Origin of the sequence: Brevundimonas sp. MEB006b (genome assembly GCF_030209705.1) — a bacterium.
Taxonomy (GTDB): domain Bacteria; phylum Pseudomonadota; class Alphaproteobacteria; order Caulobacterales; family Caulobacteraceae; genus Brevundimonas.
The window spans coordinates 105,261-125,419 of the sequence record NZ_JARVRL010000006.1; the positions used below are offsets into that span (position 1 = coordinate 105,261).

The 20,159-nt window shown below is 65.9% G+C and carries 21 protein-coding genes; 17 read left to right on the forward strand and 4 right to left on the reverse strand.

What is annotated here, in order from left to right; translation table 11 throughout:
• Positions 1 to 58 precede the first annotated feature (58 nt).
• Together QRN13_RS10145 and QRN13_RS10150 are read left to right on the forward strand one after the other, a co-directional pair.
• Positions 59 to 562, forward strand: coding sequence for a type III secretion system chaperone family protein (locus QRN13_RS10145; RefSeq protein ID WP_017504503.1), 504 nt, complete (start codon positions 59 to 61; stop codon positions 560 to 562).
• Between the two features lie 17 nt (positions 563 to 579).
• Entirely contained in the window at positions 580 to 1,368 is a 789-nt protein-coding gene (locus QRN13_RS10150) for a pyrroline-5-carboxylate reductase family protein (protein ID WP_284877830.1), read from the forward strand.
• Here the strand turns inward: QRN13_RS10150 and QRN13_RS10155 are convergent.
• From QRN13_RS10155 to QRN13_RS10165, 3 genes are all read right to left on the reverse strand, one after another.
• Entirely contained in the window at positions 1,365 to 1,841 is a 477-nt protein-coding gene (locus QRN13_RS10155) for a hypothetical protein (protein ID WP_284877831.1), read from the reverse strand. The genes QRN13_RS10150 and QRN13_RS10155 overlap by 4 nt on opposite strands.
• 85 nt (positions 1,842 to 1,926) lie before the next feature.
• Positions 1,927 to 3,294 carry an ATP-binding protein gene (locus QRN13_RS10160; protein ID WP_284877832.1) on the reverse strand — a complete coding sequence of 456 codons (1,368 nt, stop codon included), beginning with the start codon at positions 3,292 to 3,294 and terminating at the stop codon, positions 1,927 to 1,929.
• 16 nt (positions 3,295 to 3,310) lie between these two features.
• Positions 3,311 to 4,042, reverse strand: coding sequence for a response regulator (locus QRN13_RS10165; protein WP_369814635.1), 732 nt, complete (start codon positions 4,040 to 4,042; stop codon positions 3,311 to 3,313).
• Positions 4,043 to 4,130: 88 nt separating this feature from the next.
• On the opposite strand from QRN13_RS10165, the gene QRN13_RS10170 reads away from it, so the two are divergent.
• Together QRN13_RS10170 and QRN13_RS10175 are read left to right on the forward strand one after the other, a co-directional pair.
• On the forward strand, positions 4,131 to 5,009 hold the full coding sequence (locus QRN13_RS10170; RefSeq protein WP_045810405.1) for a branched-chain amino acid aminotransferase: 879 nt from the start codon (positions 4,131 to 4,133) through the stop codon (positions 5,007 to 5,009).
• Positions 5,010 to 5,142: 133 nt separating this feature from the next.
• The gene (locus QRN13_RS10175; RefSeq protein WP_284877833.1) at positions 5,143 to 6,414 is read left to right on the forward strand and encodes a NupC/NupG family nucleoside CNT transporter; all 1,272 of its coding nucleotides are present in this window, start codon (positions 5,143 to 5,145) and stop codon (positions 6,412 to 6,414) included.
• A gap of 7 nt (positions 6,415 to 6,421) precedes the next feature.
• On the opposite strand, the gene QRN13_RS10180 is transcribed toward QRN13_RS10175, so the two are convergent.
• On the reverse strand, positions 6,422 to 6,853 hold the full coding sequence (locus QRN13_RS10180) for a PaaI family thioesterase (RefSeq protein ID WP_153922571.1): 432 nt from the start codon (positions 6,851 to 6,853) through the stop codon (positions 6,422 to 6,424).
• Positions 6,854 to 6,900: 47 nt separating this feature from the next.
• Between QRN13_RS10180 and QRN13_RS10185 the strand changes: the two genes are divergently transcribed.
• The 13 genes from QRN13_RS10185 (at position 6,901) to QRN13_RS10245 (ending at position 20,152) form a co-directional block, all read left to right on the forward strand.
• Positions 6,901 to 7,203, forward strand: a complete 303-nt coding sequence (locus QRN13_RS10185; RefSeq protein WP_153922572.1) for a DUF3253 domain-containing protein — start codon at positions 6,901 to 6,903, stop codon at positions 7,201 to 7,203.
• Positions 7,193 to 7,834 carry a uracil-DNA glycosylase family protein gene (locus tag QRN13_RS10190; RefSeq protein ID WP_284877834.1) on the forward strand — a complete coding sequence of 214 codons (642 nt, stop codon included), beginning with the start codon at positions 7,193 to 7,195 and terminating at the stop codon, positions 7,832 to 7,834. Before QRN13_RS10185 ends, QRN13_RS10190 begins: the two co-directional genes overlap by 11 nt.
• A 16-nt stretch (positions 7,835 to 7,850) precedes the next feature.
• Positions 7,851 to 8,876 carry an alpha/beta fold hydrolase gene (locus QRN13_RS10195; RefSeq protein WP_284877835.1) on the forward strand — a complete coding sequence of 342 codons (1,026 nt, stop codon included), beginning with the start codon at positions 7,851 to 7,853 and terminating at the stop codon, positions 8,874 to 8,876.
• Positions 8,877 to 8,964: 88 nt separating this feature from the next.
• Positions 8,965 to 10,605: a flagellar basal-body MS-ring/collar protein FliF gene (gene fliF / locus QRN13_RS10200; RefSeq protein WP_199060198.1), complete on the forward strand. Its 1,641-nt coding sequence runs from the start codon at positions 8,965 to 8,967 to the stop codon at positions 10,603 to 10,605.
• Complete coding sequence (gene fliG, locus QRN13_RS10205) at positions 10,605 to 11,639, forward strand: flagellar motor switch protein FliG (RefSeq protein WP_055754108.1); 1,035 nt, start codon at positions 10,605 to 10,607, stop codon at positions 11,637 to 11,639. The genes fliF and fliG overlap by 1 nt, the downstream gene beginning before the upstream one ends.
• Position 11,640: 1 nt before the next feature.
• Positions 11,641 to 12,303 (forward strand): FliH/SctL family protein, encoded by a 663-nt coding sequence (locus QRN13_RS10210; RefSeq protein WP_284877836.1) that lies wholly within the window; start codon positions 11,641 to 11,643, stop codon positions 12,301 to 12,303.
• The gene (fliN, locus tag QRN13_RS10215; RefSeq protein WP_039246916.1) at positions 12,303 to 12,635 is read left to right on the forward strand and encodes a flagellar motor switch protein FliN; all 333 of its coding nucleotides are present in this window, start codon (positions 12,303 to 12,305) and stop codon (positions 12,633 to 12,635) included. The genes QRN13_RS10210 and fliN overlap by 1 nt, the downstream gene beginning before the upstream one ends.
• Positions 12,636 to 12,671: 36 nt before the next feature.
• Positions 12,672 to 14,084 (forward strand): sigma-54-dependent transcriptional regulator FlbD, encoded by a 1,413-nt coding sequence (flbD, locus tag QRN13_RS10220; RefSeq protein ID WP_284877837.1) that lies wholly within the window; start codon positions 12,672 to 12,674, stop codon positions 14,082 to 14,084.
• Positions 14,085 to 14,088: 4 nt separating this feature from the next.
• On the forward strand, positions 14,089 to 14,994 hold the full coding sequence (gene bla / locus QRN13_RS10225; RefSeq protein ID WP_284877839.1) for a class A beta-lactamase: 906 nt from the start codon (positions 14,089 to 14,091) through the stop codon (positions 14,992 to 14,994).
• Positions 14,995 to 15,004: 10 nt separating this feature from the next.
• On the forward strand, positions 15,005 to 17,104 hold the full coding sequence (gene flhA / locus QRN13_RS10230) for a flagellar biosynthesis protein FlhA (RefSeq protein ID WP_055754112.1): 2,100 nt from the start codon (positions 15,005 to 15,007) through the stop codon (positions 17,102 to 17,104).
• Positions 17,105 to 17,166: 62 nt separating this feature from the next.
• On the forward strand, positions 17,167 to 18,693 hold the full coding sequence (locus QRN13_RS10235; protein ID WP_284877840.1) for a sensor histidine kinase: 1,527 nt from the start codon (positions 17,167 to 17,169) through the stop codon (positions 18,691 to 18,693).
• A complete protein-coding gene (locus QRN13_RS10240) occupies positions 18,690 to 19,112 on the forward strand; it encodes a response regulator (protein ID WP_235551281.1) in 423 nt (140 codons plus the stop codon). The genes QRN13_RS10235 and QRN13_RS10240 overlap by 4 nt, the downstream gene beginning before the upstream one ends.
• A gap of 35 nt (positions 19,113 to 19,147) precedes the next feature.
• Positions 19,148 to 20,152 (forward strand): histidine kinase dimerization/phosphoacceptor domain -containing protein, encoded by a 1,005-nt coding sequence (locus tag QRN13_RS10245; protein ID WP_284878067.1) that lies wholly within the window; start codon positions 19,148 to 19,150, stop codon positions 20,150 to 20,152.
• Positions 20,153 to 20,159 lie beyond the last annotated feature (7 nt).

The following is a 20,159-nucleotide window of genomic DNA, read 5'->3' on the forward strand; positions in this document are numbered from 1 at the left end:
AGGCTTACCGTTCTGTTAACGCCCGCGATTCTCGCGGACGCAGCGTGAAAGACACTTGATGGACATCGCCCGGCCCGAGGAAGTGGACGTGCCCTTCGACCCGCTTGAGGTCGTCGAGCATGTGCTCACGGCCGAGAATCTTCCGTTCGACCGCACCGACGACGGCGACCTCGCCTTTGCTCTGGCCGGCGACTGGAAGGACTATGAGCTGTGGTTCGCCTGGCGTCCCGAGGGCGACTGTCTTCAGCTGTGCTGTGCGCTGGATCTGAAGGTGGCAAAAAGCCGCAAGACGGCGGCCTACGAACTGGTCGGTCTGATCAACCAGCGCACCTGGATGGGCCATTTCGAGGTCTGGGCGGAAGACGGGGAGATCGTCTTCCGTCATTCGCTGGCCTTGCCGATGGGTGAGCGTCCGACCCTGGCCCAGGCGGCGTCGATGATTGACGCGGCCATCGAGGCTTCGGACCGCTACTACCCCGCCTTCGACTTCATGGTGCGTGGGAACAAGAAGCCGCAGGAGGCGATCGACGCCTGCCTGTTCGAGACCGTCGGCACCGCCTGATGCCAAGCGCGGCATCTGTGCCGGGTCCCGTTGTCCTAGTCGGCTGCGGCCGGCTGGGCTCCGCCATTCTGGAAGGCTGGCTGCTGACCGAGACGGTGGCGGCGTCCGACCTGATCATTCTCACCCCCTCGGAAAAGCCGGCGGCCGAGACGGCACGGGCCAAGGGTGCGCGGATCAATCCGCCGCTGGAGGTCCTGACCGAGGCGGCGGTGATCGTGTTGGCGGTGAAACCGGCCATGTGGCGTGAAGTGATGGCTCCGCTGGCGCCGTTCCTGAATGACCGAGCCGTCATCCTGTCGGTCATGGCGGGCGTGACGGCGCCGACCCTAGCGGAAGGCCTGGGAGGCTGGCCCATCGTACGGGTAATGCCGACGACCGGCGTGTCGCGCGGGCGCGGCGTGGCCTCTGTCTGGTCGGCGGACCGGCGCGCCCAAGACATCGGGCGGGCGTTGTTCGAGCCAATGGCCGAGACGGTCGTGCTGGCCGACGAGGCGCTGATGGATGCGGCGACGGCGGTGGCCGGATCGGGCGCAGCCTATTTCTACGCCTTCACCGAAGCGCTGGCGCGGGCCGGGGAGGCGGCGGGTCTGGATGCGGCGACGGCGGATGTGCTGGCGCGCGCGACCCTGAGGTCCGCAGCCGACTCCATGGGCGACGATGCGCTGGAGGCCCTGATAGGCCGCATCGCCTCGCCTGGCGGCTCGACCCGCGCCGGGCTTGACGCCATGGCGAAGGACGGCCGCCTCACGGCGATGCTGCACGAGACAGTCGCGGCGGCGGTCAGACGCAACCGCGAGATGGGCTAGAAGCGTCCGCGCTCGATCTGATCGCCGAACCGCTCGAACGCGCGGTCGGCGTCGCGCCAGACGCTGTAGCCCCAGACGTCGTTGATGCTGGGCGTGAAATAAGAATAGTCCACGGGCCGCGTCACCCCGTCCGCCATCACGATCTCACCCTTGATGGCCGCGCCGCCGATCGACACGCTGCGGATCGGGTCGAGGCCGGGCGTCTGACGGACCTGTTCGAACGTCGGACGGTTGGGCTTCAGGTCGACCAGGACCAGATTGGCGGTCGCGCCCGGATAACGCTGGGCCAAGGCCTTTCCGACCTTGGCCTGAAGGCCGGCGATCTGTTCGTTGACCTCGCGGTCGCCGAGCTTTTCGACCTCGCGCTGAAGTTGCGGCCCGACCGTGACGTTCACCGTCGGCGCTTGAGCCTGAGCCATAGCGGCGACGGCGAGGGTCGCGGCCAGCGGTGCAAAGAATGCGAGTTTACGCATGGAAATCATCTCCAAGCCCTGTCGCCCTCAAGATGACCCTTGCAGCGCCGTTCCGCCAGACCCTGCCGACGAAAGCTTTCAAGCCTCAGGCGGACTCGGCGACGGTGACCGCGCCGGGGATGCGGATCGTCGCTTTCAACCCGCCCAGTTCGCTGCGATCCAGGGTGACGTCGCCGCCGTGGCCGCGCGCCACATCGCGCGCGATGGCGAGGCCCAGACCGACGCCCTTGCGGTTCTGGTTGCGAGAGTCGTCCAGGCGCGAGAAGGGCCGGAAGGCCTCGTCATACATGGCTTCGGGAATGCCTGGTCCGTCGTCCTCGACGATGATCTCTAGCCCGCCTGACGCCAGGGCGCGGCCCGACAGCCGCACGTGCTCGCCGTGCGAGGCGGCGTTGCCGGCAAGGTTCACCAGGGCGCGCTTGAAGGCGAGGGGGCGAACCGAGGCGGTCAGGCCCTCTGCGACCACCACCTCGACCTCGGCGCCGGCGCGTTTCGCATCCTCTCCGGCCGCCTTCAGCAGGTCGGAGATCGAGACAGGCTTCGGCGGTTCGCCCGCTTCGCCACGGGCGAAGTCGAGGTATTCGTCGATCATATGCTCCATCTCGTCCAGGTCGCCCCGCATGGCCGACTGGCGCTTGAACGGTGGAGCCAGAGCGAGTTCGAGGCGCAGACGGGTCAGGGGCGTGCGCAGGTCGTGGCTGACCGAGGCGAGCAGGGCGGTGCGTTGATCGATGTGGCGCTGGATGCGGTCGCGCATGGCCATAAAGGCGACGGCGGCGGCGCGGACCTCGCGTGCGCCGTGCGGCTTGAACCGGGGCACGGTCTCGCCGCGCCCGAAGGCCTCGGCGGCGTCGGCCAGACGCTCGATGGCGCGGACCTGATTACGAATGAATAGGATGGCGACGCCCATCAACAGGACGGTCGCCACCGCCAGCCACAGGACGAAGATATGGGCCTGGGTCGCCACCGCGCGCTCGCGCGGGGCGATGATGCGCAGCACCCCTTGCGGTTCCTGCACCTGGATGTCGACGTAGGCGGGATAGCGGGTCGTGTCGAACCAGTAAGGGCGGTCCAGACGCGCATCCAGGGCCTTGTCCAGCACCCGGTCCACCACGCCGATGGCACCGCGGCGTTCTTCGGTCGGAAGGGTGCGCCCATCCTGAAGCACGATGGACAGGGACATCGACCGCTCGGCCCGATTGGCCAGCTTGTCCAGGTTCGCCGGGCTGGGGTCGTCCTCATAGCTCTCGACGGCCCAGGCGATGTCGCCGGCCAGTCCTTCGGACAGACGCGCGGTCACCGTCTGCCAGTGGGCGTCGAAGAAGACCCAGGTCACCGCCATCTGCATCACCAGCACCGGCAGGACGATGATCAGCAGCGACCGGCCCCACAGCGAGGTCGGCAGGCGCCGCTTCAGGAAACGCGGCCACAGATAGGCGGGCAGCAGCCGCATGGGCGTGCTCCGGGGCTCAGTCCGGCGCCAGCATATAGCCGACGCCGCGCACCGTCTGGAGATAGCGCGGGTTCTTGGGATCGACCTCCAGCTTGCGGCGCAGACGGGTGACCTGGACGTCCACGGCGCGGCCGGTGATGTCGGCGGTGTCGGGCGACAGGCTCATCCGCTCGACCGGAGCATGGGCATGAAGCGCCAGGGTCTTGAGCAACTGGGCCTCGGCCTCGGTCAGACGCTGGGGCGCGCCGTCACGGCTCAACTCCAGCCGTTCCATGTCGAAAACGGCGGTGCCCAGCTTGATCTCCTTGGGACCGATCGGCTTGCCGCCGGTGCGACGCAGGATGGCGTCGATGCGCAGCACCAGTTCGCGCGGTTCGAAGGGCTTGGACATGTAGTCGTCGGCGCCGCGCGACAGACCCTCGATCCGGTCCTCGGGATCGCCGCGCGCGGTCAGCAGCAAGACCGGTGTCTTGGACAGTTCAGCCTTGTTGCGGACCCAACTGGTCAGGTCCAGGCCGCTTTCGCCCGGCATCATGACGTCCAGCACGACCAGATCGAACTCGATCAGCTCCATCATCCGCTTGGCGGCGGCCGCGTGCGCGGCGCCCGTCACGCGATAGCCTTCGCGCGCCAAGAATTCCTTCAGCAGTTCACGGATGCGATCGTCGTCGTCGACAATCAGCAGATGGCGGCCGACGCCGGGGCCGGCGATGGGGCCTGAGCGGCCATGCGAACGCGATTCCGTCATGCTCATGCGACGTTTCCCCCGCTTGCGGCGTTGACCTGAGCGATTCGTGCGGCTCTAAGACCGTCAGTTTCGCGGGAGACGTATTTCAATGGCCTTCGTTCCTTTCGACGATCGTGACGGCTTCATCTGGGTGAATGGCGATTTCGTCCCCTGGAGGGAAGCGAAAACGCACGTTCTGACCCATGCCCTTCACTATGGCTCGTCGGTCTTTGAGGGTGAGCGTATGTACGGCGGCGAAATCTTCAAGCTGACGCAACATTCCGAGCGCCTGAAGCGGTCCGCCAACCTGCTCGACTTCGAGATACCCTACAGCGTCGCTGAAATCGACGCCTTCTGTAAGGAAACCTGCGCCAAGAACGGTCTGACGGACTGCTATGTGCGTCCCGTCGCCTACCTCGGCCCAGAACAGACCAGCGTCTCGGCCTTGAACAACAAGGTTCACCTGGCGATCGCCGTGTGGGACTGGCCCAGCTATTTCGACCCCGAGGTCAAGGCGCGCGGCCTGCGTCTGGAATGGTCCAAGTGGCGTCGTCCCGATCCGGCGACGGCCCCGACGACGGCCAAGGCGGCGGGTCTGTACATGATCTGCACCATGTCCAAGAACGCCGCCGAGCGCCGCGGTTTCGCCGACGCCCTGATGCTGGACTGGCGCGGTTATGTCGCCGAGGCGACCGGCGCCAACGTCTTCTTCGTCAAGGACGGCGTCATCCACACGCCGAATGTCGAGCACATTCTGGACGGCATCACCCGCCAGACCGTGATCGAGATCGCCCGCGAGAAAGGCATCGAGGTTGTGGTGCGCGAGATCAAGCCGGAAGAGCTGTCAGACTTCACCGAATGCTTCCTGACCGGCACGGCCGTTGAGGTGACCCCGGTCGCCGAGGTGGGCGAATACCGCTTCACCCCCGGCGCCCTGTCGCTGGATCTGATGGATCACTACGGCAAGCTGGTGCGCGGCCAGCTGTAAGCCGAGGCGCGACGACAGGATGAGGGCGGTCCCTTAAGGGGCCGCCCTTTTTCGTTTCGCTTGCCAGCCGCGTCACTTTGTCCTTGAAGCGAATACAGACCGGCAGGCGCGCCGAGTGCGGGGATCGTTTTTCATGTTCAGCCTCCTGAACCTCCAGAGCCTTCTGGGTCTGGTCGTCATCGTCGCGGTTTGCTGGGCGATCTCGGAAAACCGCAAGGCCTTCCCCTGGCGGCTGACGATCGGCGCGATCCTGGTGCAGGCGGGGCTGGTGCTCGCCCTGTTCGCCATTCCGGGTTCGCAGGCGGTGCTGGCGGCGGTGACGGGCGCAGTGGACGGTCTGGCGGTCGCCACGACCGAGGGGACCAAGTTCGTCTTCGGCTATCTGGCCGGCGGGGACCAGCCCTATACGGTCTCGAACCAGGGCGCGCTTTTCACCTTCGCCTTCCAGGTTCTGCCGCTGATCCTGGTGATTTCCGCCCTGTCGGCCCTGCTTTGGCATTGGAAGATCCTGAAGTGGGTCACGCTGGGCTTCGGCTTCCTGTTCCAGAAGACGATGGGTCTGGGCGGCGCCTCGGCCCTGGCGGTCGCGGCCAACATCTTCCTGGGCATGATCGAGAGCCCGATCGTGATCCGCGCCTATCTGGACAAGCTGACGCGGTCCGAGATCTTCCTGATGATGGTGGTGGGCCTGGCGACGGTCGCCGGTTCGACCATGGTGGCCTATGCGACGATCCTTTCTCCGGTACTGCCCAATGCGGCGGGCCACGTGCTGGTGGCCTCGATCGTTTCGGCGCCGGCTGGCGTGTTGCTGGCGCGGATCATCATCCCCGAGAAAGAGGGGATGGGCGGCGCGGTCGCCGACTATGACTCGGCCCTGAAATACGACAGCGCCATCGACGCCATCGTGAAGGGAACGTCGGACGGCCTGATGGTCGTGCTGAACATTTCGGCGGTGCTGATCGTGTTCGTGGCCCTGGTCGCTTTGGTCAACGTCATGCTGGGCGGGTTCGTGGTGCTCGATGCGCCGCTGACCGTCGAGCGGATGCTGGGCTGGATCTTCGCGCCGGTCGCCTGGCTGATCGGGGTCGAGTGGAAGGACGCCGACGTCGCCGGCTGGCTGCTGGGCGTCAAACTGACCCTGACTGAGTTCGTCGCCTTCATCGACCTGGGCAAGGTGCCGGCCGCCGAGATGACCGAGCGCACGCGCATGCTGATGACCTACGCCCTGTGCGGCTTCGCCAATATCGGCTCGGTCGGCATCACCGTGAGCGGCCTGTCGGTCCTGATGCCCGAACGCCGCGAGGAGGTGCTGGGCATGGTCTGGAAGGGCCTGTTCGCCGGCTTTTTGGCCACCTTGATGACTGCGGCCATCGTCGGCGCGATGCCCAGCGTTGTCTTCGGCTAGGACACGCTCAGCGCGGCGTGAACTTGCGGATGACGCCGGAGAACGTCATCAGCAGGCGCTCGCCGGTATTGATCTGGCCCCGCACGAAGATCAGGCTCTTGCCGGCCTTGGTGACCTGGCCGGTGGCCTCGATCAGTTCGCCGACATAGCCGCCGTCGATGAAGGTGGAGTCCAGCTGAACCGTGACGCCCGAGGCGCCTTCCATCTCCTGATAGGCGATCTGGAACATGGCGATGTCGGCGAAGGTCATCAGGCAGCCGCCGTGCATCCGCCCGCCTGCGTTCATATGCTTCTGCTCGGCGCGGAAGGCGCAGCGCATGTGCCCGTCGGGGTCCGGCTTGCCGTAGAAGGGGCCGACCACCGTGTCGAAGGTGTCGTGCAGATCGTAGGTCTGCCAGCCGGCGAACTCGCCTTCGCTGATGGTGATTTTCTTGGGCATGCAGACTCGGCCTTACTTATGGGCGTGCGTTGCAGCATATAGGCGCAATGAGCGACCCGATCGAAACCGCAATCCTGAACAAAATCGCCGCGCTTGAGGCCGGCAAGAGCATTGAGCCGGCGGAAGTGGCCAAAGAGCTACAGCCCGAGCAGTGGCAGCGCATGCTGCCTAAGGTTCGCGCGACCGCTTTGGGCCTGATGCGCCAGGGCAAGCTGACCATCACCAAGAAGGGCAAGGCGGTCGATCCGGACAATTTCCGCGGCGTCACGCGCCTGCGCCAGGCGACCGAGGAAGAAACGGCCTTGGCGCTGAGCCGCCGTCCGCCGGTCGTCGAGGGCGATGACGACTGATCTCCAGGATATCCTGAACGACATCCGCGCCTGTCGCGCCTGCGCGGGCGTCCTGCCGCACACGCCGCGCCCGGTGGTGCGGGTCTTTCCCGAGACGCGGCTGCTGATCTGCGGCCAGGCGCCGGGACGACGCGTCCACGAGAGCGGCCTGCCGTTCACGGATCCTTCGGGCGATCGTCTTCGTGACTGGATGGGCATGGACTATGAGACCTTCTACGCCGACCCGCGCATCGGGGTGGCGGCCCAGGCCTTCTGCTATCCGGGCACCGCGCCGAAAGGCGGCGACTATCCGCCGCCGACACGCTGTGCGGAACTGTGGCGACCGCAGTTGCTGGACGCCCTGCCGCAGATGGAACTGACCCTGCTGGTCGGCGGCTATGCCCAGGCGTGGGCGCTGGGCGACAGGGCCAAGCGGACCATGACCGAAACGGTGCGGGCGTGGCGGGAGTATGCGCCGGATCTGCTGGTGTTGCCGCATCCGTCTTGGCGCAATACGGCCTGGCTGAAGAAGAATCCGTGGTTTGAGGCGGAGGTGCTTCCCTATCTGCGGGAACGCGTTCGGCGCATTCTGACTTCTGCAAATCCGGCGGCCGTTCGCTCCAGCGAGAAGGACTTGCCGGTGGTATCGTGAGCGCTGCTTGGGACACATGGCCTTGATCGCCTCCAGACTTATGCCGCTGGCCGCCGCGCTCGTTCTCTCAGCCTGCGCCGCACCCCACATTCAGCCGCCGTTGACGCCGCCCCCGGGCTTTGTCGGCGCCCATGTCGAGGAACGCGCCCTGGTCATGTCGGACGGCGCGCGCCTGCCGTATCTGCATTGGGGGCCAAAGGATGGGGCGCCTTGGGCGGTGATCGTGGCCCTGCATGGGATGAACGATCACGACGCCAGCTTCCGCTTGGCCGGCCCCTGGTGGGCCGAGCAGGGTATCGAGACCTGGTCCTACGACCAGCGTGGCTTCGGCGGGGCGCCGGGGCGGGGCGAATGGGCCGGGCAGCAGCGGATGACGGATGATCTGCGCGAGATCACCGCGATGGCGCGGGCCCGCTATCCCAATGCCGTCATCGCTGTGGTGGGCGAGAGTATGGGAGGGTCGGTGACGGCGGCGGCGTTCGGCTCCGACAATCCGCCGGATGCGGACCGGATCGTGCTGCTGGCGCCCGGCGTATGGGGCTGGTCGACGCAAGGACCGTTGAACAGCACGGCGCTGAACATCGCAGCTCGAGCGCTGGGCGACGTGGCGCTGGAGCCGCCGGAATTCATCACGCGCGACATCCACGCCTCTTCGAATACATTGGAGCTGATCCGCAACGGGCGCGATCCGATGAGCATCCTCGCGACGCGGTTCGACACCGTCTATGGGCTGGTCGATCTGATGGAGGCCTCATCGCGCAGCCTGGGCCGCATTCGGGGCGACGCCATCCTGATGTACGGCGCCCACGACGAGGTGGTGAAGAAGGGGCCGATGAAGGCAGCGCTTGAGCGGGCCGAGCGGGAGGGCGGAACGCTGCGGACCGCCTGGTATCCGAACGGCTGGCATCTGCTGAACCGCGATCTGGACGCCGAGATCGTCTATCGCGACGTGGTCTCGTGGTTGAGAGATCCGACAGCCCCCTTGCCGTCCGGTGCGCCGGCGGTTTTGCCGCAGCTTCAGGCGGGCGGGGCGCGCCCTTAAGCGGGTCTTAACGCGACGTTTACCATCCAGGCGGCATTTTCTGCCTAGCGGGGCGTTCGTGTCTCCCGCGAGTAGGGGGCGGGGACGCGTGGGCGGCTTCACAGCGGCGTTGCAGAAGTTCGGGATCGGCCGTCTGGCTGCGGTCCTCGGCGTCGCCGCAGGCGTGGCCGCCGTGCTGGTCGCCGTCATGCTGCGCATGGGCCAAGCGCCGGACGCCCTGCTTTATTCCAACCTGGATCTGCGCGAGGCCAGCGAGATCAGCGCCGCCCTGGACCAAGCCGGCATCAAATATTCGTCCAAGGGCGACGGTTCGACCATCATGGTCAACCGCGACGAGGTCGGCACGGCGCGGATGCTGGTCGCGGGCAAGGGCTTGGTCACGTCGGGATCGGTTGGTTACGAGCTGTTCGACAGCCAGTCGGTGCTAGGCCAGACCGAGTTCCAGCAGCAGTTGAACGAACAGCGCGCCCTGCAGGGCGAACTGTCGCGCACCATCATGTCCATGCGCGGCATCACGGCCGCCCGCGTCCACATCACCATGCCGCGCCGCGAGATGTTCACCTCGGCCGCCGGCGAGCCGACCGCCGCCGTTCTGGTGGGCCTGGGCGGGCGTGACCTGACCAGCGACCAAGTGCGGGCGATCCGCAACCTGGTGGCCTCGTCCGTGCCGAACCTGAAGCCTGACCGCGTCACCGTCGCGGACCAGACGAACCGCACCCTGGCGGCCGGCAGCGACGACGGAACCTTTACCTCGGCGTCCGCCGCCGAGGCCAAGGGCAATACCGAGAGCCAGCTTCAGGCGCGCATCAAGGACATCGTCGAAGGCGTCGTGGGCGCCGGCGCCGCCCGTGTTCAGGTCACGGCCGACATCGATCAGAGCCGCGCCACGACCCAGGAAGAGAAGTTCGATCCCGACGGTCAGGTCGTCCGCTCGACGACGACCAACGGCTCGCAATCCGCAGACAACAGCGCCCAGCCTGACGGCGGCGTGACCGCGACGAACAACATCCCCGGCGGGGCTGCGCCCGGCGCGACGCCGGCCGGTTCGACCAACTCGGAAAACGCCGAGACGACCAACTACGAAATCTCCAAGACCACCACGACCACGACCAAGGAGCCGGGCGAGGTCAAGAAGCTGGCCGTCGCCGTCGCGGTCGATGGCAAGTGGACGCCCGCCAAGGACGGCAAGGGCGAGCCGACCTATGCGCCCCGCACGGCCGAGGAGATCGCCCAGATCAAGTCGCTGGTCGCCGCCGCCGCCGGCATCGACGAGACACGCGGCGACAAGATCGAAGTGATCAACGTCCGCTTCAACCACGACACGGGCATTGAGGGCGGTCTGGACGGAAAGTCGTCGCTGCTGGACTTCTCCAAGAACGACATCATGCGTTTCGTCGAGCTGGGCATTCTGACGGTCGTCGCCTTGCTGCTGATCTTCTTCGTGCTGCGTCCTCTGCTGAAGACGGCGGCGGGCGGCGGGGCCAATCTGCCGGCGCTGGCGGGCGCCAACGGCGTGCCGGTCACGACCGTGGCGACCACGGTGATCGGCCCGGACGGCCAGCCTCAGCTGGTTCAGCTGCCGGCGCCCAGCGAGATGGAACAGAAGATCGACATCGCCCGCATCGAGGGTCAGGTGAAGGCGTCGTCGGTCAAGAAGGTCGCCGACTTCGTTCAGTCGCATCCCGATGACGCGGCCGGCATCCTGCGGACCTGGGTGGCCGAAGGCTGATGGCGAAGCTGGTCAACAAGAAAGCCTCGATCGACGATCCCAACAAGCTGTCGGGGCCGGAGAAGGCCGCCGTCATCCTGTTGGCGCTGGGCGAAGAGCACACCGCCCTGTGGGAGCGGCTGGACGACGACGAGGTTAAGGAAATCTCCCAGGCCATGGCGACCTTGGGCAACGTCAGCGCCGAGGCCGTCGAGGCCCTGATGATCGAGTTCGTCTCGGGCCTGTCCGGCTCCGGGGCCGTGATGGGCAGCTATGAGCAGACGCAAAAGCTGCTGGCCGCCTTCCTGCCCAAGGATCGTGTCGACGGCCTGATGGAGGAAATCCGGGGTCCGGCCGGCCGCACCATGTGGGACAAGCTGGGCAATGTGAACGAGGCCGTTCTCGCCAACTATCTGAAAAACGAGTACCCCCAGACCGTCGCCGTGATCCTGTCCAAGGTGCGCTCGGACCACGCCGCCCGCGTCCTGACCAGCCTACCGGAAGACTTCGCCCTGGAATGCGTCCAGCGGATGCTGCGCATGGAGCCGGTGCAGCGCGAGATCTTGGACAAGATTGAGGCCACGCTGCGCACCGAGTTCATGTCGAACCTGGCGCGCACCTCCAAGCGCGACAGCCACGAAATGATGGCCGACATCTTCAACAGTTTCGATCGCCAGACCGAGGCCCGCTTCATCGGGGCTCTGGAAGAGCGCAATCGTGAATCGGCCGAACGCATCCGCGCCCTGATGTTCGTCTTCGAGGATCTGTCTAAGCTGGACCCGGGCGGGGTGCAGACCCTGCTGCGCGCCGTGGACAAGGATTCACTGGGTCTTGCGATGAAGGGCGCGTCCGAAGGTCTGCGCGAGATGTTCTTCTCCAACATGTCCGAACGCGCGTCCAAGATCATGCGCGAAGACATGGAGTCGATGGGGCCGGTGCGTCTGAAGGACGTGGACGCCGCTCAGATGGCCATGGTCCAGGTCGCCAAGGATCTGGCCGCCAAGGGCGACATCATGCTGGCCGGTCAGGGCGCCGACGACGAGTTGATCTACTGACATGACCCAGTCCCCTGAAATCCGGCGCCTCTTCGCCTTCGACACTGAGTTTGACGCGGACGGCACGGTCGTGCGCCCTGGCGCCTGGACGCCGGCCAAGCGCTCCTATCTGCCGGCCGAGGTCGAGGCCCTGGTCGCCCAAGGGCGTCTGGAAGCGCGCGAACAGGCCCTTAGCGAGGTCGAGAACATCCGCGCCATGGCCCTGAGCAATATCGCCCAGGCCGTCGCATCGGCCATGCCGACCCTGAAGGCTGTGGCCCAGGCGCACCGGGAACAGGCCGCTGACCTGGCCCTGGCTGCTGCGCGCACCATCGCAGGGGCCGCTCTGGACCGGTTTCCGCATGCGCCGCTGAAAGCCGCTTTGGAACTGTTGGCGCAGGAGATCGACGCCTCGCCGCGCCTGGTCGTTCGCTCCTCGGGCCTGGATGACGAGGCGCGCGGCCTGATTGAGCGGGCGTGCGCCGACAGCGGCTTCACCGGTACGGTCGCCTTCCGCGATGAACCGGGCATGGCCCAGGCCGCCTTCCAGCTGGAATGGGCCGACGGCCGCGCTGATCACGATCCGCAGGGTTCGGCCGACCGCGTCGCTGAGGCCCTGACCGCCGCCTTGGCCGCCGAGGCCGGACACGCCGAAACCCTTCCCGTCGATAGGAGCATGTTCTGATGGCATCCGACGACCTGGCGCTGGAGGAATTCTCTGGCCTTTCGGGCCTGCCGCCCCTGGACGACAGCGGCGAAAAGAGCGCCGCCGACCTGGCGACCGTCTTCGACGTGCCGGTCAACATCTCGGCGGTTCTGGGCAAGTCGCACATGTCGGTGGCCCAGCTGCTGAAGCTGAACAAGGGCTCGGTGCTGGAGCTGGACCGCAAGGTCGGCGAGGCGATCGACATCTTCGTCAACAACCGCCTGATCGCGCGCGGCGAGGTCGTCGTCGTCGACGACCGGCTGGGCGTGACCATGACGGAAATCATCAAGACCGAGGATTCGGGCGCCTGATTGGCGACCGGCTTTAGAGATTAGAGGAGAAGAACGATGCGTCTTCTGGTGGTAGGCAGACTGAGCGGCCAGCTCGCTTCGGCGGTGAAGATGGCCATGGCGCACGGCGCCAAGGTCAATCACGTCGAGCGCGCCGACCAGGCGACCGAACAACTGCGCCGGGGGCAGGGCGCCGACTTGCTGATGGTCGACTATCAGCTGGACATCGCCGCCCTGATCGCCGCCAACGACGCCGAGCGGATCACCATTCCGGTCGTGGCCTTCGGCGTCGACGCCGATGCGCGAGAGGCGGCCGCCGCCATTAAGGCCGGCGCCAAGGAATTCATTCCGCTTCCGCCCGACGCCGAACTGATCGCCGCCGTCCTGTCGGCCGTCGCCGACGACGAAAAGCCGATGATCTCGGCCGACCCGTCGATGAAGGCGGTGCTGCAACTGGCCGACCAGGTCGCGCGCTCGGAAGCCTCGATCCTGATCACCGGCGAAAGCGGCGTCGGCAAGGAGGTGATGGCGCGGTATCTGCACGAGCATTCGCGCCGGTCCGAGCGCCCCTTCATCAGCGTCAACTGCGCCGCTATTCCCGACAATCTGCTGGAATCCGAACTGTTCGGCCACGAGAAGGGCGCCTTCACCGGCGCCGTCGCGCGCCGCATCGGCAAGTTCGAAGAGGCCGACGGCGGCACCCTGCTGCTGGACGAAATCTCCGAGATGGACGCCCGGCTTCAGGCCAAGCTGCTGCGCGCCATCCAGGAGCGCGTCATCGATCGCGTGGGCGGCTCCAAGCCGGTCTCGGTCAACATCCGCATCATCGCGACCTCGAACCGCGATCTGGCCAAGGCCGTGGCGGAAGGCACCTTCCGTGAGGACCTGCTGTATCGCCTGAACGTGGTGAACCTGCGCCTGCCGTCCTTGCGCGAGCGCCCCGGCGACATCGTGGTTCTGGCCGACCATTTCATCAAGAAATACGCCGCCGCCAACGGCGTGCCGGTGCGTCCGATCTCGGCCGCAGCGCGTCAGGCCATTTCGGCCCATCGCTGGCCGGGCAACGTCCGCGAGCTGGAAAACGCCATGCACCGCGCGGTGCTGTTGGCGACCGGGCCCGAGATCGATGTCGACGCCATCCGTCTGCCGGACGGTCAGCCGCTGGGCGGCCTGAGCGCAGGCATGATGGCGGGACAGGCCTATGAGGCGCCGCAAGCCGGAGTGGCTGCGCGTGCCGCCCAGGCAGCCGACGCCGTGACCCGCAGCTTCGTGGGTCAGACTGTGGCGGCGATGGAAAAGACGTTGATCCTGGACACCCTGACCCACTGCCTGGGCAATCGCACCCACGCGGCCAACATCCTGGGCATCTCGATCCGCACCCTGCGCAACAAGCTGAACGAATATGCCGATGAGGGCACGGCCATTCCGGCGCCGATGAGCGGCGTCTCCGCCTCGGGCTACGCGGCCTGAACCCATGGGCGCACCCGTGGAGCGCCGATGCGTCCTGACGGGGCTGGCCGCCTTGAGCGCGGTCGGCTGTTCGCCGCGCGCGGAATCACACCCTGCAGCGCCCGCCCCTCTGTCAGAAGAGATCATTGATCTGTCCGACCTGGAAGCGCGCAATGGCGGCCGTCTGGGCTTCGTCGTTCAGGACGCGGCGACAGGGCGGAAGCTGGTTTGGCGCGGCGACGAACGCTTCGTCTATTGCTCCACCTTCAAGATGTATCTGGCCGCCGCGACCCTGTTGCGGGTGCAGGCCGGGCAGGAGCGACTGGATCGCCGCATCCCCATCGCTGCGGCGGACATGATCAACCACGCTCCGGTGACCGAGCCCGCCGTTGGCGCCAGCCTGACGGTCGAGCAGTTGATGAAGGGCGCGGTGGAGGTCAGCGACAACCCTGCCGCCAATCTGCTGCTGAAGGCCATGGGCGGCCCGTCGGCGATGCAGACCTTCTATCGCGGCATCGGCGACGGCAGCACCCGCTCGGACCGTTTCGAGCCGGAGATGAATCGTCTGGACGGCGATAAGGATACGATCCTTCCCAACCAGTCGGTCGCCAATCTCAAGCGTCTTTTCCTCGATCCGGCCTCGCCTCTGACCGGGGCGTCGCGCGCCCTGTTGCTGCAGTGGATGACCGATACGCCCACGGGTCAGAATCGTCTTAGGGCTGGGACGCCAGCGGATTGGCGGGTGGCGCACAAGACGGGGACAGGGGGCTATGGGCCGACCAATGACATCGGCCTGTTGTATCCGCCGAACGGCCAACCTGTGATCGTCGCCGCCTATTACCACGCCACCCGGGCGACGTCGGACGACGCCAATGCGGCCGTCGTCGCTGTGGCGACGCGTCGCGCGCTGAAGGCGTTGGGCCGTGACTGATACGCCGGTGATGATGAAGGACGGCATGGCGCGTCCGACGGGCCGCGACGTCCTGGGCTGGGTCAATCGCGGCGAAGTGCTGATGGCGGTCGGCGTGATCGGCGTGATCATGCTGCTGATCTTGCCGGTGCCCAAGTTCCTGTTGGATCTGCTGCTGGCCTTTTCGCTGGTGTCCAGCGTGCTGATCCTGATGACCGCCGTGATGATGAAGCGGCCGCTGGATTTCGCCATCTTTCCGACGGTGCTGCTGGTCTCGACCCTGTTTCGTCTCGGTCTGAACCTGGCGTCCACGCGCCTGATCCTGACCCACGGCCAGGAAGGTCACGATGCGGCGGGTCAGGTCATCAACGCCTTCGGTCAGCTGATGATGGGCGGCAACTTCATCATCGGGGTGATCATCTTTGCGATCATTCTGGTGGTGAACTTCGTCGTCATCACCAAGGGCTCGACCCGGATCGCCGAAGTGTCCGCCCGCTTCACCCTGGACTCCATGCCGGGCAAGCAGATGGCCATCGACGCCGATCTGTCGTCGGGCCTGATCACCGAGGACCAGGCCAAGCTGCGCCGCAAGGAGCTGGAGCAGGAATCGACCTTCTTCGGCGCCATGGACGGCGCCTCCAAGTTCGTGCGCGGCGACGCGGTCGCCGGTCTGATCATCACCTTCATCAACGCCATCGGCGGCATACTGATCGGCACGCTGCAACACGGGATGCCGGCGATGGAGGCGGCCAACACCTATGTCCAACTGACGATCGGCGATGGTCTGGTGACGCAGGTGCCGGCCATCATCATCTCGATCGCCGCCGGCTTCCTGGTGTCAAAGGCCGGCGTCGAAGGCACGGCGGACAAGGCCATGGTCACTCAGCTGGCGACCAATCCCGTGTCGCTGGGCGTGGTCTCGGGCGCCGCCGGTCTGATCGGTCTGATCCCTGGTATGCCGCTGATCCCGTTCGCGGCCCTGGCCATCGGCTCGGGCTTCATGGCCTGGCGGCTGGGCCGCAATCGCTTGAAGCCTCAGCCGACAGAGGCGGAAATTGCGGCGGCGGCAGCGGCCGCAAAACCCAAGGAAGACGTCGAAGAGCCGATCGCCAATGTGCTCACCATCGACGAGGTGAAGATCGAACTGGGCTACTCGCTTCTCAGCCTGATCAACGACCTTGAAGGGCGGCGCCTGACCGATCAGATTCGCGCTCTGCGGCGGTCGCTGGCCCAGGAATACGGTTTCGTCATTCCCCAGGTGCGCATCCTCGACAACATGCGCCTGCCGACCCAAGGCTACGCCATCCGCATCAAGGAAATGGAGACGGGCGCGGGCGAAGTGCGGCTGGGCCACCTGATGGCGATGGATCCGGCGGGGCGCCAGGTCGAGCTTCCGGGCGAGCATATGCGCGAACCGGCCTTCGGCCTGCCGGCGACCTGGATCGAGGAAGGTCTGCGCGAGGAGGCGACGTTCCGGGGCTATACGCTGGTCGATCCGTCGACGGTCCTGACGACGCACCTGACCGAGATCCTGAAAGACAACATGGCCGATCTGCTGTCCTATGCGGAGGTGCAGAAGCTGCTGAAGGAACTGGGCGCCGAAGAGAAGAAGCTGGTCGAAGAACTAGTGCCCAGCGTGGTCACCGTCACGACGCTGCAGCGGGTGTTGCAATCGCTTCTGCGTGAGAAGGTGTCGATTCGCGACCTGCCGGCCATTCTGGAAGGCCTTGCCGAGGCTGCGCCGCACAGTTCCAGCGTCACCACCCTGGTCGAACACGTACGTGCGCGCCTGGGCCGCCAACTGTGCTGGCAGAACAAGGACGGCGAGGGCGCCCTGCCCATCGTCACCCTTTCGCCGGAATGGGAAAACGCCTTCGCCGAAAGCCTGATCGGTCAGGGCGAAGACAAGCAGCTGGCGATGGCGCCGTCGCGCCTTCAGGACTTCATCCGCGCCGTGCGCGACACCTTCGAGCGGATCGCCATGACGGGCGAAAACCCGGTGCTGCTCACCGGCCCGATGACGCGGCCCTATGTGCGATCGATCATCGAACGCTTCCGCGGCCAGACCGTCGTGATGAGCCAGAACGAGATCCATCCCAAGGCCCGTCTGCGGACCTTGGGCCAAGTCTGATCCCGCCGACTTGGCAGTTTGACGTTTGACGCGGCGACGCACCCCGCTAAAGCTCCGCCGTCATGAGTCCGAACCCCCGATCCCAATGGTCGCGCCTGCGCGACTTCATGCGTACGCCGTCGTTGGCCCGGTCCATGTCGGCGATGCTGGTCCTGGTGTTCGGGCTGCTGATTCTGGTCAATGCGACGACGTTCGTGATGATCCAGCGCACGGCGTCAGTGAACCGGACCATCGAACACGCCCAGCAGATGCGCCGGGCGGCGCGTACGACCTTGATCGCCATGCTGAACGCCGAGACGGCCCAACGCGGTTTCCTGTTGACCGGGCGCAGCGACTTCCTCGATCCCTATCGCAAGGCGCAGGCGGACATGGCGCCGGCCTTGGCCTTCCTGGACGAGGGGGCGGCGCTCGACCCGACCCTGAAGGCTACCGTCGATCCCATTCATCGCCTCGCCGATCGCAAATGGGCGGAGATGGAGCGCACCGTGTCGCTGGCTCAGCAGGGACGGATCGGTCAGTCGATCCAGTCCGTGCGCTCGGGCGAGGGCAAGCGCTACATGGACGAACTGCGCGCGGCCGTGGACACGTTCGATGCCTTGAAATCCAAGCGGATCGAGGACCGACGGATCGCGTCGGAACGGTCTGGCGTTTTGACGGTGGTCATGAACGCCATCGCGGGGCTTCTGGTCATCGTTCTGGCCCTGCTGTCGGCCTGGCTGGTGCGGCGATACGTGGCCGAGATCCAGTCCGCCCGTGCGACGCTCGACGCCGCCAACGCCAGCCTGGAGGACAAGGTCCGCGAGCGCACCGGCGACCTGATGCGCGCGAACGAGGAGATCCAGCGCTTCGCCTATATCGTCAGCCACGACCTGCGCGCGCCGCTGGTCAACGTGATGGGCTACACCTCCGAACTGGAGCAGGCGGGCAAGATCGTCGACAAGGCGATCTACGAGGCGGAAAAGACGCGCGTGGTCGATCCCGAGATCGTCACAGCCGTCCGCGAGGAAATGCCCGAGGCCATCGGCTTTATCCGCGCCTCGACCGAGAAGATGGACCGGCTGATCAACGCCATCCTGAAGCTGTCGCGCGAAGGTCGCCGCAACCTGCTTCCAGAACCGCTGGACATGACGACGATGGCTCAGAACATCGCCAACAGCGTCCATCACCAGACCGAAGCCTCGGGCGCGCGCATCGATGTGCAGTCGCTGCCTGAAATCGAAAGCGACCGTATTTCGATGGAGCAGATCGTCGGCAATCTGATCGACAACGCCGTCAAATATCTGGATCACGACCGGCCGGGCGAAATCGTCGTGTCGGGCGAGGACGTACCGGGCGGCTGGGTCGTTTACCGGGTCGCCGACAACGGCCGGGGCATCGCCCCACGCGACCACGAGCGGATCTTCGAGCTGTTCCGTCGCTCGGGAAAACAAGACCGTTCCGGCGAAGGTCTGGGGCTGGCGTTCGTCAGAAACAGCGTGCGCCGCCTGGGCGGCACCATCGACGTCGAGTCCGAACTGGGCAAAGGCTCGACTTTCCTGCTGAAATTCCCCAAACGACTGATCCTGTCTGAACCCGGAGGCGCGCTGTGACGCAACCCGTCAAAATCATTATGGTCGAAGACGACCACGGCCACGCCAAACTGATCGAAAAGAACATCCGCCGGGCCAACATCAACAACGAGATCAAGCATTTCGACGACGGCGGATCGGCGCTGGACTATCTGTTCAGCGACGAAATCCTGGCCAACGGTCCGCTCCTGATCCTGCTCGACCTCAATCTGCCGGATATGTCGGGCACGGACATTCTGGAAAAGGTGAAGGGCAACGATCGTCTGAAGCGGGCGCCGGTCGTCGTGTTGACCACAACAGACGACAAGGTCGAGATCCAGCGTTGCTACGATCTGGGCTGCAACGTCTACATCACCAAGCCGGTGGATTATGAATCCTTCGCCGGCGCCATCCGTCAGCTGGGCCTGTTCCTGTCGGTGATTCAGGCGCCGGAGATCTGACGATCAACGCGTCCCAGCCCATTCGCCTGCTCTACATCGACGATGATCGGGGTCTGTCCCGGCTGGTCGAGAAGGAGCTGGGGCGTCACGGCTATGCCGTCACCTGCGCGCCGGACGGCGATGCGGGGTTGGAGCTGTTGCAGCAGCATGACTACGACGTCTGCGCGCTGGACCACTATATGCCGACGCGAGACGGGCTGGACGTCCTGCCGGACATTCTGGCCCTGACGGCGCCGCCGCCCGTCGTCTATGTGACGGGTGCGCAGGATGGTCGGATCGCCGTCGCGGCCCTGCGCGCCGGCGCGGCGGACTATGTGATCAAGGACGTGTCGGAGGACTTCACCTCCCTGTTGCGCTCGGCGCTCGAGGACGCCCTGTCGCGTCGTCGGCTGGAGCGCGAGAACCAACTGGCGCAGGAAGAAATCCGCCGGGCGCGCGATCGGGCCGAGGCCATGCTGCGCGAGGTCAACCACCGCGTCGGCAACTCGCTGCAACTGGTGTCCAGCTTCATGTCGTTGCAGATGCGCCACGTCACCGATCAGGGGGCGAAGGACGCGTTGCGCGAATCGCAGGCGCGGATCGAGGCCGTCGCCCATGTTCACCGCCGCCTCTACACGTCCGGCGACATGAGCCACGTGGCGATGGACGAATATCTGGTCGGGCTGATGGACGAACTGTCCAAGTCCATCGGACCGGACGAAGGATCACCCAAACTGACGCTCGACGCCGAGCCTCTGTCGGTCACCACCGATCAGGCCGTCTCCATCGGCGTCATCGTCACCGAACTGGTGACCAACGCCGTCAAATACGCCTATGCGCCGGGGCAGGGCGGCGAGATACGCATCCATCTGCGTCGCGAAAACGAACATCGCGTGATGCTGACGGTCGAGGACGACGGCCCCGGCATGGGCGACGGCACGCCAAAGGGCACTGGTCTGGGCGCCAAGATCATTTCCGCCATGGCATCGGGTCTGCGGTCGGCGGTCGAGTTCGACGGCACCCACAAGGGTGTGCGCGCCAGGTTGTCGTTCGACCTCTAGGGTCGGT